Source organism: Croceibacterium soli, assembly GCF_009828065.1.
Taxonomy (GTDB): Bacteria; Pseudomonadota; Alphaproteobacteria; order Sphingomonadales; family Sphingomonadaceae; genus Croceibacterium_B; species Croceibacterium_B soli.
The window spans coordinates 20,022-34,402 of record NZ_WTYK01000001.1; the positions used below are offsets into that span (position 1 = coordinate 20,022).

The window sequence follows — 14,381 nt, forward strand, 5'->3', positions numbered from 1 at the left end:
AGAGGAGGAGGAGTGGGAACCTATCTGGTACTTTTCTCTTGACATCGTGACGTTGTTCGGTTAGGGAAGAGGAACATCGCGATGGTGTGATTCGAAGAGGGCGGTCCTGAGGGGCCGCCTTTTCCGTTGGTGCCGTCGCTTCCCAGCAGAATGGAGTTGTCCGATGAGCGAGCCGAGGAAGAAGGCCGGCACCGGCGCGCGTGATTGGCAGCGGCGGTTCCTGGCGGCGCTGGCGGAGACGTCCAATGTGGCGCGTGCCGCGAAGGCGGCGGGAGTGGCGACGTCGACCGTGTACGACGCGCGGCGCAAGAGCGGGGAGTTCCGCCGGCGCTGGCAGTCGGCGCTGTGCGAAGGTTACGACAATCTCGAGATGGAGCTGCTCGGCCGCCTGCGCGAAGGCGAGATCAAGCGCGCGGCGAGCGCCCGGACCGGGGTGCGGACGTTCGATAACGCGACGGCCTTTCGCCTGCTGAGCGTGCACCGCGAGGCGGTGGAGAAGGAGCGTGCCGGGCGGGCGAACGTGACGGCGGCAGAGGTGCGCGCCTCGATCGAGCGCAAGGTGGCCGCGCTCAAGGCGCGGGTGCTCGCCCGCCAGGAAGCGGAGCAGCTGGAGGCGGAAGCGGAGGGCCGCGGCAGCCATGGCGAGTAAAAGGAAGGAGCCGGGCGACTGGCTCAGGCGGGCCAGCCGCAGCGAGATCGGCGCGCATGTCCGCGGACTGAAGCAGGCGGAGAGGGACGAGTACGACTATACTTTCTCGACCACGGCCCATGCCGGGCAGCTGCCGCCGCCGGGCGAGTGGCGCACCTGGCTGGTCATGGCCGGGCGCGGGTTCGGCAAGACGCGCGCGGGCGCCGAATGGGTCCGGGCGGTGGCCGATGAGGATCCCGAAGCGCGGATCGCCCTGGTCGCGGCGTCACTGCAGGAGGCGCGCAGCGTGATGGTGGAAGGCGAAAGCGGGCTGCTCGCCTGCTGCCCGCCGCACCGCCGGCCCGCATTCGAGCCGAGCCTGCGGCGGGTGCGCTTCGCCAACGGGGCACAGGCCCTGCTCTATGGCGCGAACGAGCCGGAGACGCTGCGCGGGCCGCAGCACAGCCACGCCTGGTGCGACGAGATCGGCAAATGGAGCGGCGCCCACCGACGGGCCTTGCGGGCGTGGGACAACCTGCTGCTCGGCCTGCGGCTGGGCGCGGACCAGCGGATCGTCGCCACTACGACCCCTCGCCCGGTGCCGCTGTTGCGGCGGCTGCTGGCCGGCGAGGCGCTGGCGGTGACGCGCGGGCGCACGGTCGACAACGGGCACTTGCCGGCGGGCTTCCGCCGGGCGGTGAGCGTCGAGTTCGGCCGCTCCCTGCTCGCGCGGCAGGAACTGGGCGGCGAGCTGATCGAGGAGATCGAGGGCGCGCTGTGGAGCCGGGCGCTGCTGGAGGACTGCCGTGAGGAGAGCGCGCGGGCCGATGCGGTGCGGGTGGTCGTCGGGGTCGATCCGCCGGCTTCGGCGGAGGGCGATGCCTGCGGGATCGTGGTCTGCGCACTGGGTGCGGACGGGATTGGGCGGGTGCTGGCCGATGCTTCGGTGCGGAAGCCGACGCCGGAGCGCTGGGCCCGCGCGGCCGCCGCGGCGGCGCGGGCGTGGGGGGCCGACCGCGTCGTCGCCGAGGCCAATCAGGGCGGCGAGATGGTCCGCAGCGTTCTGCGCGCCGCGGATATCGCCCTGCCGGTGAAGCTGGTCCACGCCAGCCGCGGCAAAGCGGCGCGGGCGGAGCCGGTCGCGGCTTTGTACGAGGCTGGCAAGGTGCGGCACTGCGGGCAGTTCCCGGAGCTGGAGGACCAGCTTTGCGGGCTGATGGCCGGCGGCGGGTACGAAGGACCGGGGCGCTCGCCGGACCGGGCGGATGCGCTGGTCTGGGCGATGAGCGAGCTGATGCTGGGCCAGCGGCGGGCGCCGCGGGTTTGGCGGTTTTGACGTTGCGCGTGCCTCCACCACCCCCAACCCCCTCCTCTGAAGAGGAGGGGGCTTTGGGCGTGAGATCGGATCCTCCCCTGGAAGGGGAGGTGGCAGCCCGGAGGGCTGACGGAGGGGGTTTTCGGCTGGCGCTGCGCTGGCGGCGGGCCCCCTCCACCATCCTGCGGATGGTCCCCCTCCCCGTCCCAGGGAGGATTTTCTTTGCATGAAGGAAATTACGATGTCTTTCCTCTCGACGCTGCGGGCCGCCTTCAAGGGCGGGGCGCGGGTGCCGTTGGCGCGGTTTGTTTCTCCGTGGAGCTGGGCTTTCGAGCGCGGCGGGGGGCGGGCGCCGTTCGATTATCGCAGTGCGGTGCGGCATGCGTTCCTGGCGAACCCGGTGGCGCAGCGGGCGGTGCGGATCGTGGCCGAGGGGATCGGCGGCGCGCCGCTGTGCGACTGCGGGGAACGGGTGCGGAGGCTGGTCGGGGCGACCAGCGCTGGGCAGTCGCTGCTGGAGACGCTGGCCGCGCACCTGCTGCTGCACGGTAATGCCTTCGTGCAGATCGCCCGCGACGGCGCGGGCCCTTCGACAAGCTCAGGACCGGCGGAGCTGTTCGCGCTGCGGCCGGAGCGGGTCTCGGTGGTGCCGGACGGTGACGGGTGGCCGGCGGCTTACGAGTACAAAGTGGGCGACCGCAAGCTTTCCATCCCGGTGGAGGACGAGGACGGCTGGCCGGGGCTGATCCACCTGAAAGGGCTGCATCCGGCGGACGACCATTACGGCGCTGGGTGCCTGGCGGCGGCGGAGCAGGCGGTGGCGATCCACAACGCGGCGAGCGCGTGGAACCGGTCCTTGCTGGAGAACGCGGCGCGGCCTTCGGGCGCGCTGGTGTTCGACGGCGGGGACGGCGGCGGGATGACCGCCGATCAGTTCGAGCGGCTGCAGGCGGAGCTGGCGCAGGCCTATGCCGGCGGGGCCAATGCCGGGCGGCCGATGGTGCTGGAGGGCGGGCTCAAATGGCAGAGCCTGTCGCTTTCGCCGGCGGACATGGACTTCGCCGAGCTGAAGGCGGCGGCGGCGCGGGACATTGCGCTGGCCTTCGGCGTGCCGCCGATGCTGCTCGGGCTGCCGGGCGACAATACCTATTCGAACTACCGCGAGGCCAACCGGGCGCTGTGGCGGCTGACGCTGCTGCCGCTGGCGGGGAAGATCCTCTCCGGCCTGGCCGAAGGGCTGCGGCCGTGGTTCCCGGGGCTCGAGCTCGCCGTCGACCTCGACCGGGTGCCGGCGCTGGCGGAAGACCGCGAGCGACTGTGGGCGCAAGTCTCGGCGGCGGATTTCCTCGAGGGGCACGAGAAGCGGGCGATGCTCGGGCTGGCGGCGGGAGGCGGGCGATGAACCGGAGCGACATGCTGGCGGGGCTGCTCGCCCAGGCGGCGGTCGAGGGCAGCGAGCTGCTGACGCTGCGGGCGATCGTCGAGGAGGCGAGCGAGCTCGGCGCCGAGCGGGTGCTGAGCCGGCTCGGCCTGGCCGACGACGGCGCGCCGGAGGACCTCGGCGAACTGCGCGAGCTGCTCGGCGCCTGGCGCGCGGCCAAGGCGAGCGCGTGGAAGGCGGCGGTCGGCTGGACGGTGCGCGGGGTGTTCGCGCTGCTGCTAATCGGCATCGCCGTGCGGCTAAACCTGCCGGAGCTGCTGAAGTGAGCGCTTTGAGGTCCGTTCGTCCTGAGCCTGGCGAAGGAGGAGATGGTGCGCCGGTCGTGGTTCGACAGGCTCACCACGAACGGAAAGGGGGGAGCTTGCGCATCGCGGGATATGCGGCGCTGTTCGGGGTGGCGGACGGCGCGGGCGACAGGATCCGGCCGGGGGCGTTCGCGCGGGCGCTGGCGGAGGGAGGCGCGTTGCCGCTGTTGTGGCAGCACGACGCCGACATTCTCACCCGCTACCCGACCGGCCGATGAGCGAGGCAGCGCGGGCTTTCGCGGCGGCGGCGGAGGGCTTGGTGGGAACGCCGTTCCGGTTTCGCGGGCGCGATGCGGCGACGGGGCTCGACTGCGTCGGGCTGGTCGCGGCGGCGCTGCGGGCAGCGGGGCGGACCGTGCCGGCGGTGCCGGCCTATTCGATGCGGCAGCGGGACTTCGGCGCGCAGCTGGGCAGTGCGGTGTTGGCGGGGTTTTTGGAAGCTGGCGGAGCGGCGGAGGCGGGGGATCTCCTGCTGGTTCGCGCCGGACCGGGGCAGGTGCATCTTCTGGTCGTCGGCACGGGGTGCAAGCTGATCCATGCCCATGCGGGGCTCGGCCGGGTCGTGGCCACTCCCCCGCCCTGCCCCTGGCCCATCGAGCGCCACTGGCGTTTGGAGTGACTTCGTCGGCGGTGATCCCTGCGGGGTGAGCCTTTGAAAGGCCGCGCTTCTCGTGGTTCGACAAGCTCACCACGAACGGGAACAAGCTCACCACGAACGGGAACAAGCTCACCACGAACGGGAACAAGCTCACCACGAACGGGAAAGGGTGCTTGCCCCAGATCACCGTTCGCGGGCGTGTTTGGCCCTTTGCCACCGTTCGTCCTGAGCTTGTCGAAGGACGGGAGCGGGGCGCGTGCGTGGTTCGTCAGGCTCACCACGAACGGTGGGGTTTGCCCCGCATCGCCTTTCGCGGGAGTGTTCGCCCCGCATCACCGTTCGTCCTGAGCTTGTCGAAGGACGGGAGCGTGGTTCGACAGGCTCACCACGAACGGGGTGGTGCGGTTGGGATATCTGTCTTGGGAGCCTCATCATGGCGACACTGGTGTTTACCGCGATCGGGACGGCGATCGGCGGGCCGCTCGGCGGCGCGCTGGGGTCGCTGATCGGCAACAGGATCGATCACGCGGTCCTCGGCGGCGGGGGGCGCGAGGGGCCGCGGCTGAAGGAGCTGGGGGTCAGCAGCTCGAGCTACGGCTCGGCCATTCCGCGCCATCATGGGCGTGTGCGTGCGCCGGGGACGATCGTCTGGGCGACGGACCTGGTCGAGCGCAGGGAGGAAAGCGGCGGGGGCAAAGGGCGGCCCTCGACGAGCAGCTACAGCTATTCGGTGTCGTTCGCGGTGGCCCTGTCGAGCCGGCCGATCGTGCGGGTGGGCCGCATCTGGGCCGACGGCAACCTGCTGCGCGGCGCGGCCGGGGACCTCAAGACCGGCGGGACGCTGCGGGTTTATCGCGGCCACGGGGACCAGGAGCCGGACCCGTTGATCGCCTCCGCCGAGCCCGGCTGCCCGGCCTTTCGCGGGCTTGCCTATTGCGTGTTCGAATCGCTCGAGCTGGCGGACTTCGGCAATCGCATTCCGACGCTGACGTTCGAGATTATCGCCGACGAGGAGCCGGTGACGATCGGGGCGGTGCTCGAGCCGCTCGGCGAGCCGGTCGAGCTCGACCGCCCGCTCACCGGGCTTCAGGGGTTCAGCGACGAAGGCGGGCCACTGTCGCTGACGCTGTCGGCGATCGGCGAGCTTTATCCACTCGCCTGCGACGCGGGGGGTGCGAGCCTTTCGGTCAGGGCGGCGGACCGGGTGCCGGGGTCGGTGCCGGTCCTGCCCGAGGCGACGGCGGCGGCGGACGGCGAGAGCTTCGGGACGGCGAGCGGGGAGAGCTGGCGGCGCCATGCCGACGCGGCGGAGGTCCCCGACGGCCTGCGCTATTACGACGTCGCGCGGGATTACCAGCCGGGGCTGCAGCGGGCCGACGGGCGGGCGCGGCCGGGGCGGAGCCGGGCGATCGAGTTTCCCGGCGCGCTGGCCGCCGCCGATGCGCGGGCGCTGGCGAATGCGGCGGCGGCGCGGGCTGCGTGGTCGCGTGAGACCGTAGCGTGGCGCACGGCGGAGCTCGATCCTGAGCTGGCGCCGGGCGCGGTGGTGCGGGTTCCCGGCCGAACCGGCAACTGGCTGATCGAGAGCTGGGAATGGCGCGAGCAGGGAATCGAGCTGGAACTGCGGCGCTTGCCGCGCGGGCCGGCACGGCAGCCGGCGGCCGATCCCGGCGAGGCGCTTCCGGCGGCCGACGACCTGGCTACGCCGACGGTGCTGGCCGCTTACGAGTTGCCGTGGGACGGCTCCGGAACTGGCGTGACTGCGCAGGCTTTCGCGGCGGTGTCCTCCGCCTCGCGGGGCTGGCGGGGCGCGGCGCTCTATGTCCAGCAGGGCGCGCAGCTCCTGCCGCTCGGGCCGAGCGGGCAGCAGCGCAGCGTTGTCGGCGAGACGGTGACGGGACTGCCCTCTTCGGCCGGGCTGCTGTTCGACTGGCGGGCGGAACTGGAAGTCGATCTCGCATCGGCCGACTTCGTGCTCGACCCAGCCACGCTGGCGGAGATTGCCGGCGGCGCGAACAGGGCGCTCGTCGGAGGAGAGGTGCTGCAGTTCGCGGGGGCCGAGCGGGTCACCGGGGCGCGCTGGCGGCTGAGCGGGCTGCTGCGCGGACGGGGCGGCACGGAGCCGATCGCGCTGCAGGGGCATGCGCCGGGCAGCGGCTTCGTGCTGCTGGACGATAGGCCGGTCGCGCTCGATCCGGCGAAGCTGAGCGAGGGCGCGGCCGCTATCGCCGCGATCGGCCTGGCCGATCCGGAGCCGGTAACCGCGCCGCTGGAGCATGCCGGCTCGACCCGGCGCCCGCTGGCTCCGGTGCATGGGAAGGCCGCGGCACAGGCCGACGGGGGCCTCTTGCTGACCTGGCGGCGCCGGGCGCGCGGGGCGTGGCTGTGGCAGGACGGCGTCGAGGTTCCGCTGAACGAGCAGGCCGAGGCCTATCTCGTAGGGATTGGCGCCAGCGATGCGCCGGTGCTGCGCTGGGAGCCGGCCGTGCCTCGGCTGGAGATCGGGGCGGCGGCGTGGGCTTCGATCCGCGCGGCCCATGCCGGGCAGCCGCTGTGGGTCCGCCAGGTCGGCACCGCCGCGCTTTCGCCGCCGCTGCTGCTGGCGATCATCGCATGACACCGAGGAGGACCGAACAATGACCGATCCGATCAGCTTCCCTTCCGCCACGCCGCGCTTCTCGCTGCCCCTGCTGTTCGCGGGGCAGGCGCAGAAGGAGTTCAGCGTCAACGAGGCGCACGCGCTGTGCGACGCCCTGCTCCATGCGGCTTGCGAGGGCGAGGCCACCGCGCCTCCGGCGGAACCGGCGGACGGCGAGACATGGATCGTGGGGAGCGGTGCGACCGGAGATTGGGCCGGCGAGGACGGCAGGATCGCCGCGCGGCAGAGCGGGAACTGGTTGTTCGTAGAGCCGCTGGACGGGATGCGGCTGTTCGACCGGGCGACCGGGCAGGTGCTGCTCTATCGGGGCGGGTGGCAGCGCCCTGCCGCCCCTGCCGCTCCGAGCGGCGGTGTCGTGACCGACGCCGAAGCGCGGGCGGCGATCGCGGAGCTGATCTCGGCGCTGCAGGATGCGGGCGTTCTGCCGCCAAGCTGACTTGCGGGACCGATCGCTTTGCTGTTTCGTTGGGCTGACGACAAACCAAGGAGCAAGCCAATGCCGAACGTCCGCATCGCCGCCCTGGGACTTTTCAGCCTCGCGCTGGCGGGCTGCCAGACGCTGGAGCAGCTACCGACCGAGCGCGCCGGATCGGCGACGCTCCGCGCGAGCACCGGCGTGCCGGCGGGCACGGCGCAATTGCTGGCGAGCGGGACGAGCCTGAGCATTTCCGTGGGACTCGCGGGCCTGACCCCGGGCACGCACGGCATTCACCTGCACACGACCGGAAAGTGCGATGCGCCGGGCTTCGAGTCCGCCGGCGGGCATCTCAATCCGGGCGGGCGGCAACATGGCGCCGCGAACCCGCAAGGGGCGCACCTCGGCGACTTGCCGAACGTGACCATCGGGGCGAACGGCGCGGGCACCGTGAGCGCCACGCTGGCCCTGCCCCGCGCGGAAGCGCTGGCGGCGATCTTCGACACCGACGGGACCGCGATCGTGGTTCACGAGAGCGCCGACGACAACCGGACCGATCCTTCGGGCAATTCCGGCAAGCGCATCGCGTGCGGGGTGCTCACGCGGAGCTGAGCGCTTTCAGTTCGGCCAGCTTCCCCGGCATGAGGCGCACGGCGACGGCGATGGCGGCGAGCCCGATCGGGACGACCGCCAGGGTCGCGATGACCCCGTAGGCCAAGTTCCCCGTCGCTTCGGAGACGAAGCCGGCGGTGAACGGGCCGAGCGCGAGGCCAAGCAGGGTCGTGCCGAGGAAGAAGATAGCCGTGGCCACGCCGCGCATGCGCGGGAGGACCAGCGACTGGCTGGCGGCGGCCGCCGCGCCGAGCGCCGAGGACGTGGCGAGCTGGACCAGGAAGTTGCAGACCAGGAACACGGTCATGCTCTCCGCCAGGTAGCCGACCAGGATCGCCGGGACCGCGCCGAGCAGCGCAATGACCAGCACCAGCGCCCGGCCGCCGTGGTGGCGTTCGTGGAGGAAGTCGGCCAGGCGGCCGCCGAGGATCACCCCGAGGAAGCCGCCGACCGCGTTGGGCGCGCCGATCAGCAGGCCGAGCTCGGCCTTGCCGAGGGCGAAAGTCCGTTCGGCATAAGGCGCCGCCCAGTAGCTGACGGAATAGCCGACGAAGCAGATCATCCCGTAGGCGAGGACAACGGCCATGAACGCCGTCGAGCGCCAGGTCATCGAGAAGGTCGCCCGGTCGCGGGTCCTGAGTCCGCTGGCCCAGCTGAACACCGCGTAGAAGCCCACCGCGAGGAACCAGAACTGTTCGCGGTTTCCGGTCAGCCGGGACAGAGCCCAGGCGGCGAGCGCGATGACGGCGGCAGCGGCGAGGTTCGCCGCAAGGGCGCCCCGCCCGCGCCGCGCAGAGGTCACCAGGGTGAACGGCGGGATCAGTTGACCGAGCTGGGCGAAGAATTCGGCGAACGGGCGCTCGGCAGGCGGAGTGGGGATGCCGTCGAGTACGCCGCGTGCGGGCTCCCGCAGCGAGGCGACCCAGAAGGCCATGGCTATGCCGGGCAGACCGACAGCGAGGAAGGCGGCCTGCCAGCCGGCGAGGCCGAGCGGCGCGTCCTGCGGGTAGGCTGCGTTCCAGGCTTCGACGATGGCGCCGCCGATCACCAGCGATACCCCGCTGCCGACGAACAGCCCGGCCGAGTAAATCCCCAGCGCGGTTCCGCGCATCCGGGGCGGAAACCAGTCCGAGATCAGCGAATAGGAACAGGGGGCCGAAGTCGCCTCCCCCACCCCGACCCCGATGCGGGCGACGGCCAGCGTCGTACCGCTCTTCGCGAAGCCGCTGAGCGCGGTCATGCCGGACCACAGCGCCAGGCCGATGGCGAGCAGGCGGGTGCGGTTCCAGGTGTCGGCCAGGCGGCCGAGCGGGATGCCGAACAGGGCGTAGAAGATCGCGAAGGCGGTGCCGTAGAGGAAGCCGAGCTGGGCGTCGTCGAGCCCGAGGTCCGCCTTGATGTCGTTGGCCAGGATCGAGAGGATCTGCCGGTCGACGAAGTTGAGCAGGTAGACGATCGAGAGGACGCCGAGGGCGTACCAGCTATAGGCCGGGGCGCGGACCTGATCGGAAGCTTCGCCTTGCGCCATCAGGGCTGTTCGTCGGGCCGTGCTGCGTAAGCGAGAGTGTCTTCCAGGCCGGCATCGGCGAAGCCCTTCAGGCGCAGGCGGCAGCTGTCGCAGAGGCCGCAGGCGAGGTCGTCGTCCGTTGGATCGTAGCAGGACCAGCTCCACGCCGGATCGAGCCCGAGCCGCGCGGCTTCACGGGCGATGTCTGCCTTGCCCATGTGCTGCAGCGGGGCGTGGATCGTGAAGGGCGTGCCTTCGACGCCGGCCTTGGTCGCGAGCCGGGCCGTTTCCTGAAAGCTGGCGATGAATTCGGGCCGGCAATCGGGGTAGCCGGAATAATCGAGCGCGTTGACGCCGATGAAGATGTCGGACGCGCCGGATGCTTCGGCGAAGCCAACGGTCAGCGACAGGAAGATCAGGTTGCGCGCGGGCACGTAAGTGATCGGGATGTCGCCCCCTACCCCGCCCTTCGGAACCGCGATGTCGGCGGTGAGCGCGGAGCCGCCGAAGCGGCTGAGATCGAGCGGGAGGACGATGTGCCGCGCCGCGCCGAGCTTTTCGGCGATGAGATCGGCGGACTGCAGTTCCCGCCGGTGGCGCTGGTTGTAGTCGATCGTCAGCGCATGGACCGCAAAGCCTGCTTCCCGCGCCAGGGCGGCGCTGACCATCGAATCGAGACCGCCCGAAAGCAGCACGACTGCGCTGCGCCCATTCCCCGCTGTCGTCGATTGCTCGGCCATGCGCAGGGGCTAAGCCGCGCGGGCATCCGCCGCAAGCCCCACACGCGGGCTGGGCTCAATCCTCGATCAGGAACTCGCGCGAGCAGAAGGCGCAGTCGACGCGGATCACGCCGGTGTCGTCGCGCATTTCCCTGCGGTCGTCCTTCGGGAAGCGGGCGAGCACTTCCTCGAAATGGCCGACGGAACAGCGGCAGCCGCGGGCGAGCGCAGCGCCCGGCAGCACGCGCACCTCGCGCTCTTCGTGGAACAGCCGCCAGACGAGCGCTTCGAGGCTCAGCTCGGGATCGACAAGCTCGTCATGGCGGGTGCTGCCCGCGAGTGCGGCGACATGCTCCCACTCCGGGTGGTCCATCTGCGCGTGGAGCCGTTCGCGGCCTTCCTCGCCATCCGGCAAGTGCTGGACCAGCAGCCCGCCGGCAACGCAGCCGCCGTGCGCTGCCCTGATGCCGCTGCGGATGAGCGTCGGCACCTGCTCGCTTTGCGCGAAGTAGCGCTCGACGGCTTCGGACAGTGACGCACCTTCCAGCGGCACGATGCCCTGGTAGCGCTCTCCGGTCACCGCGAGATCGAACGTGATCGCCAGGTAGCCGCCGCCGAACAGCACTTCGAGCGAGGGGTTGGCGCCGAGCCCGGCGAAACGTTCGCTGTCGTGACGGGCGTAGCCGCGCAGCTCGCCGGCGCGGAAGTCGCAGACCAGCAGGCTGACGATACCGTCTTCCGACTGCGCCTGCATCGTGAGCTGACTGCCTTCGTCCTTCAGCAGCGAGCCCATCAGCGCGGTGAGCACCAGCGCCTCGCCCAGCAAGTGCTTGAGCGCGGGCGGATAGTCGTGCGCGCCGAGGATCTCGTCCAGCACGGGGCCGAGCCGCACGACGCGGCCGCGAGCGTTGCGATCGGGCAGGGTGAACTGCAGCAGGCGGTCGAAGCCGGTTTCGGCTCCGCTGTCGATTTCCTTGGTCATTGCCCGCCCATATGGGCCCGTTGCCCCGGGATTGAAGGTGCCGTTAGAGCTTGCCGAAGCACCAGAGCAGAATCGACTTCTGCGCGTGGATGCGGTTTTCGGCTTCGTCGAAGACCACCGACTGCGGCCCTTCGAACACGCTCTGGCTGACCTCCTCCCCCACATGCGCCGGCAGGCAGTGCAGGAAGCGGGCATCGGCCTTGGCCCCTGCCATGAGAGCGTCGTTGACCTGGAACGGCTCCATCGCTGCGAGCTTTTCGTGCGCGTGATCCTGGCCCATCGAGATCCAAGTATCGGTGACGACGATGTCCGCCCCGGCGACGGCTTCCGCCGCATCGCCCGTCAGCGTGACCTGCACCCCGGCGCGGCGCGCCAGCTCGACGAACTCGCTGTCCGGCTCGTAACCCTGAGGGGTACCGACGCGGACGTTGAACTTCATCAGTGCGGCGGCTTCGAGGATCGAATGAAGCACGTTGTTGCCGTCGCCGAGCCAGGCCACCTCGAGCCCGGGCAGCGCCTTGCCGTGCTCGATCACCGTCAGCAGATCGGCGACGATCTGGCAGGGGTGGGAGCGATCGGTCAGGCCGTTGATCACCGGGACCGTGGCGTGGCGCGCCATTTCCTCGATCTTCGCGTGGTCGTCGGTGCGGATCATGATCGCGTCGGCCATGCGGCTGAGAACGCGCGCGGTGTCGGCGATGCTTTCCCCGCGCCCGAGCTGGGTCGTGGCGGAGTCGAGCACCAGCGGAACGCCGCCGAGCTGGCGCACGGCGATGTCGAAGCTCACCCGGGTGCGGGTGGAGTTCTTTTCGAAGATCATCGCCAGGACGTGGCCGGCGAGCGGGGCGTCGGCGTCCGCCTTGCCCCTGGGCCAACCGGTGCGCGCCGCCTTGCGGTCGATCGCGTCGTTCAACATCGCCGCTATGGCATCGCCGCCGGCATCGGACAGCTCGAGGAAGTGCCGCAAGGCCATCGTCACGACTCCGGGTGCCGGTAATCGGCCGCGCCGGCCGAAAGCTTGTCGAAGAACTCGTCGATCTCGGCGTCGCCGATCACGAGCGGCGGCAGGATGCGCAGCGTCTGGTCGCCGGCGGCGACGGTCAGCAGCTGGTGGCTGTCGCGCAAGTGCTGCATGAACGGCCTCGGCTCCACCTTCATCCGCAGGCCGAGCATCAGGCCCTTGCCGCGCACGCCTTCGAACAGTTCGGGATAGTTGCCGATGAACTGCTCCAGCCGGGTGCGGATCCGCTCCCCCTTCTCGCGCACTTCGGCGAGGAACTCGTCGTTGGCCACGGCGTCGAGCACGGCCATGCCGGCGGCCATCGCGAGCGGGTTGCCGCCATAGGTCGAGCCGTGGGTGCCGAAGGTCATGCCGCGCGCCGCCTTCTCGGTGGCGAGGCAGGCGCCGAGCGGGAAGCCGCCGCCGATGCCCTTGGCTGTGGCGAGAATGTCCGGCTCGATCCCGTATTGTTCGTAAGCATAAAGAGTGCCGGTCCGCGCGACGCCGGTCTGCACTTCGTCGAACACCAGCATCAGGTCGTTCTCGTCGGCGAGCTGGCGCAGGCCCGTGATGAACTCGTCGGTGCCGGTGCGGATGCCGCCTTCGCCCTGGATCGGCTCGATCAGGAACCCGGCCGTGTTCGGGCCCATCGCCGCCTTGACGCCCTCGAGATCGCCGAACTCGACGTACCTGAAGCCGGGCAGGAGCGGCGCGAAGCCTTTGTGCATCTTCTCCTGGTTGGAGGCGCTGATCGTAGCCATCGTGCGCCCGTGGAAGGCGTTGGCGAAAGTAATCAGCTCGAACTTGTCGTCGTTGCCGGCGGACTGGTGATAAGCGCGCGCGGTCTTGATCGCGCATTCGACCGCTTCGGCGCCGGAGTTGGTGAAGAACACGGTGTCGGCGAAGGTCAGGTCGACCAGCCGCGCGGCCAGCGCCTCCCCCTGCGGGCTGCCGTAGAGGTTGGAGACGTGCATCAGCGTCTCCGCCTGCCGCTGGATGGCGCCGATCAGACCGGGATGCGAATGGCCGAGGATGTTGACCGCGATACCCGCCGCGAAATCGAGATAGCGTGTGCCGTCCTCGTCGATCAGGTGGCAGTGCTCGCCGCGAACGGGCCGCACGCCGCTCCGGGGGTACACGGGCATCAGCGGAGTGATCGACATCTTGGGAGTTCCTTGGATCAGAAAAACGACACCTGACGGAACGACAAATGGCGGCCGTGAAGGCCGCCATTTGCGTCCGTTTATGGACTAGTCAGCCCCGGTCGAACAACCGGGCGCTGCGCAGGCGTGTCAGCCCTGAACGGGCACAAGGTTGACCGCCGAGTACTTCCCTCGTCGGTCGACTTCGAGGTCGAATTCGAAGCGATCGCCTTCGTTGATGCCGGGCAGGCCGGAGCGTTCGACGGCGCTGATGTGGACGAAGGCATCTTCCTTGCCGTCATCGCGCGTGATGAAGCCGAAGCCCTTCATGGCGTTGAAGAACTTGACCGTGCCGCTGGCCTTTTCGCCGGTCAGTTCCCGCTGCGGAGCCTTCTGCTCCACGGCGATCACGTCGCCGACGACCTGCAGGTCGGCCGCGGAGACCTTCCCGCCGCGATCGACCAGGTTGAACTGGAGTTCCTGGCCTTCGGCCAGGCCTTCGAGACCGGCGCGCTCGACCTGGCTGATGTGGACGAACACGTCCTCACCGCCCGAATCCTGCTGGATGAAGCCAAAGCCCTTCTGGACGTTGAAGAACTTCACCTTGCCCTGGCCCGTGCCGACGACTTGGGCGGGCATGCCGCCGCCACCGCCACCGGGGCCACCAGGCCGCGGGCCGCGTGGGCCACCGAAGCCGCCACTGTCGCTGCGCGGGCCGCCGAAGCCGCCGCCGCGAGAGCCACCGCCGCCGCCCGAGAATCGGTCACCGCCGCCGCCCCAGCGGTCTCCACCGCCACTGGGCGCACCACCCTCTACGAACGGATCGAAAGTTTCTTCTCCGAAACCGTCCCGCTTGTCGCGTCCCCGGCCGCGACGACCTCTATCGTAACCCATCTAACGAACGTACCTTCGTTTCGCCCTATCCTTCACCCGGCGGCGTGGACGAAATCGCCCCCCGGACGGCTTGCAGAGGCGATCCCCCCACACAGTCGCCTGCGACTCATAGCGTAGATGCGCGGGGAGTGCGAACAATTTAACTGAGGCCCTCAGAGGCGCTG

At 70.4% G+C, this 14,381-nt stretch carries 15 protein-coding genes; 9 read left to right on the top strand and 6 right to left on the bottom strand.

Annotated elements, in window-relative coordinates:
• Positions 1-163: 163 nt before the first annotated feature.
• The 9 genes from GRI75_RS00140 (at position 164) to GRI75_RS00180 (ending at position 7,973) form a co-directional block, all read left to right on the top strand.
• Entirely contained in the window at positions 164-649 is a 486-nt protein-coding gene (locus tag GRI75_RS00140) for a hypothetical protein (RefSeq protein ID WP_160744925.1), read from the top strand.
• A complete protein-coding gene (locus tag GRI75_RS00145) occupies positions 639-1,964 on the top strand; it encodes a DNA-packaging protein (RefSeq protein WP_160744926.1) in 1,326 nt (441 codons plus the stop codon). Before GRI75_RS00140 ends, GRI75_RS00145 begins: the two co-directional genes overlap by 11 nt.
• A 220-nt stretch (positions 1,965-2,184) precedes the next feature.
• Entirely contained in the window at positions 2,185-3,345 is a 1,161-nt protein-coding gene (locus GRI75_RS00150) for a phage portal protein (RefSeq protein WP_160744927.1), read from the top strand.
• A complete protein-coding gene (locus tag GRI75_RS00155; RefSeq protein ID WP_160744928.1) occupies positions 3,342-3,650 on the top strand; it encodes a DUF6127 family protein in 309 nt (102 codons plus the stop codon). Before GRI75_RS00150 ends, GRI75_RS00155 begins: the two co-directional genes overlap by 4 nt.
• A gap of 56 nt (positions 3,651-3,706) precedes the next feature.
• The gene (locus GRI75_RS14795; RefSeq protein WP_407925125.1) at positions 3,707-3,907 is read left to right on the top strand and encodes an HK97 family phage prohead protease; all 201 of its coding nucleotides are present in this window, start codon (positions 3,707-3,709) and stop codon (positions 3,905-3,907) included.
• Entirely contained in the window at positions 3,904-4,308 is a 405-nt protein-coding gene (locus GRI75_RS00165; RefSeq protein ID WP_160744929.1) for an NlpC/P60 family protein, read from the top strand. Before GRI75_RS14795 ends, GRI75_RS00165 begins: the two co-directional genes overlap by 4 nt.
• 412 nt (positions 4,309-4,720) lie before the next feature.
• Complete coding sequence (locus GRI75_RS00170; RefSeq protein ID WP_160744930.1) at positions 4,721-6,904, top strand: GTA baseplate fiber-binding domain-containing protein; 2,184 nt, start codon at positions 4,721-4,723, stop codon at positions 6,902-6,904.
• 19 nt (positions 6,905-6,923) lie between these two features.
• Positions 6,924-7,382, top strand: coding sequence for a DUF2793 domain-containing protein (locus GRI75_RS00175; protein ID WP_160744931.1), 459 nt, complete (start codon positions 6,924-6,926; stop codon positions 7,380-7,382).
• Between the two features lie 60 nt (positions 7,383-7,442).
• Positions 7,443-7,973, top strand: a complete 531-nt coding sequence (locus GRI75_RS00180) for a superoxide dismutase family protein (protein WP_160744932.1) — start codon at positions 7,443-7,445, stop codon at positions 7,971-7,973.
• Here the strand turns inward: GRI75_RS00180 and GRI75_RS00185 are convergent.
• From GRI75_RS00185 to GRI75_RS14710, 6 genes are all read right to left on the bottom strand, one after another.
• A complete protein-coding gene (locus GRI75_RS00185) occupies positions 7,960-9,501 on the bottom strand; it encodes a spinster family MFS transporter (RefSeq protein ID WP_160744933.1) in 1,542 nt (513 codons plus the stop codon). The genes GRI75_RS00180 and GRI75_RS00185 overlap by 14 nt on opposite strands.
• The gene (gene queC, locus GRI75_RS00190) at positions 9,501-10,220 is read right to left on the bottom strand and encodes a 7-cyano-7-deazaguanine synthase QueC (RefSeq protein WP_160744934.1); all 720 of its coding nucleotides are present in this window, start codon (positions 10,218-10,220) and stop codon (positions 9,501-9,503) included. The genes GRI75_RS00185 and queC overlap by 1 nt, the downstream gene beginning before the upstream one ends.
• Before the next feature lie 55 nt (positions 10,221-10,275).
• Positions 10,276-11,181 (bottom strand): Hsp33 family molecular chaperone HslO, encoded by a 906-nt coding sequence (gene hslO / locus GRI75_RS00195; protein WP_160744935.1) that lies wholly within the window; start codon positions 11,179-11,181, stop codon positions 10,276-10,278.
• 43 nt (positions 11,182-11,224) lie between these two features.
• Entirely contained in the window at positions 11,225-12,154 is a 930-nt protein-coding gene (argF, locus tag GRI75_RS00200; RefSeq protein WP_160744936.1) for an ornithine carbamoyltransferase, read from the bottom strand.
• Between the two features lie 2 nt (positions 12,155-12,156).
• Complete coding sequence (locus GRI75_RS00205) at positions 12,157-13,344, bottom strand: aspartate aminotransferase family protein (protein ID WP_160744937.1); 1,188 nt, start codon at positions 13,342-13,344, stop codon at positions 12,157-12,159.
• 129 nt (positions 13,345-13,473) lie between these two features.
• Positions 13,474-14,217: a cold-shock protein gene (locus GRI75_RS14710; protein ID WP_160744938.1), complete on the bottom strand. Its 744-nt coding sequence runs from the start codon at positions 14,215-14,217 to the stop codon at positions 13,474-13,476.
• Between the last annotated feature and the right edge of the window lie 164 nt (positions 14,218-14,381).

Coding starts and splice junctions, on each gene's coding strand:
- GRI75_RS00140 (WP_160744925.1), top strand. CDS start 164: ATGAGCGAGCCGAGGAAGAAGGCCGGCACCGGCGCGCGTGATTGGCAG.
- GRI75_RS00145 (WP_160744926.1), top strand. CDS start 639: ATGGCGAGTAAAAGGAAGGAGCCGGGCGACTGGCTCAGGCGGGCCAGC.
- GRI75_RS00150 (WP_160744927.1), top strand. CDS start 2,185: ATGTCTTTCCTCTCGACGCTGCGGGCCGCCTTCAAGGGCGGGGCGCGG.
- GRI75_RS00155 (WP_160744928.1), top strand. CDS start 3,342: ATGAACCGGAGCGACATGCTGGCGGGGCTGCTCGCCCAGGCGGCGGTC.
- GRI75_RS00165 (WP_160744929.1), top strand. CDS start 3,904: ATGAGCGAGGCAGCGCGGGCTTTCGCGGCGGCGGCGGAGGGCTTGGTG.
- GRI75_RS00170 (WP_160744930.1), top strand. CDS start 4,721: ATGGCGACACTGGTGTTTACCGCGATCGGGACGGCGATCGGCGGGCCG.
- GRI75_RS00175 (WP_160744931.1), top strand. CDS start 6,924: ATGACCGATCCGATCAGCTTCCCTTCCGCCACGCCGCGCTTCTCGCTG.
- GRI75_RS00180 (WP_160744932.1), top strand. CDS start 7,443: ATGCCGAACGTCCGCATCGCCGCCCTGGGACTTTTCAGCCTCGCGCTG.
- GRI75_RS00185 (WP_160744933.1), bottom strand. CDS start 9,501: ATGGCGCAAGGCGAAGCTTCCGATCAGGTCCGCGCCCCGGCCTATAGC.
- queC (WP_160744934.1), bottom strand. CDS start 10,220: ATGGCCGAGCAATCGACGACAGCGGGGAATGGGCGCAGCGCAGTCGTG.
- hslO (WP_160744935.1), bottom strand. CDS start 11,181: ATGACCAAGGAAATCGACAGCGGAGCCGAAACCGGCTTCGACCGCCTG.
- argF (WP_160744936.1), bottom strand. CDS start 12,154: ATGGCCTTGCGGCACTTCCTCGAGCTGTCCGATGCCGGCGGCGATGCC.
- GRI75_RS00205 (WP_160744937.1), bottom strand. CDS start 13,344: ATGTCGATCACTCCGCTGATGCCCGTGTACCCCCGGAGCGGCGTGCGG.
- GRI75_RS14710 (WP_160744938.1), bottom strand. CDS start 14,217: ATGGGTTACGATAGAGGTCGTCGCGGCCGGGGACGCGACAAGCGGGAC.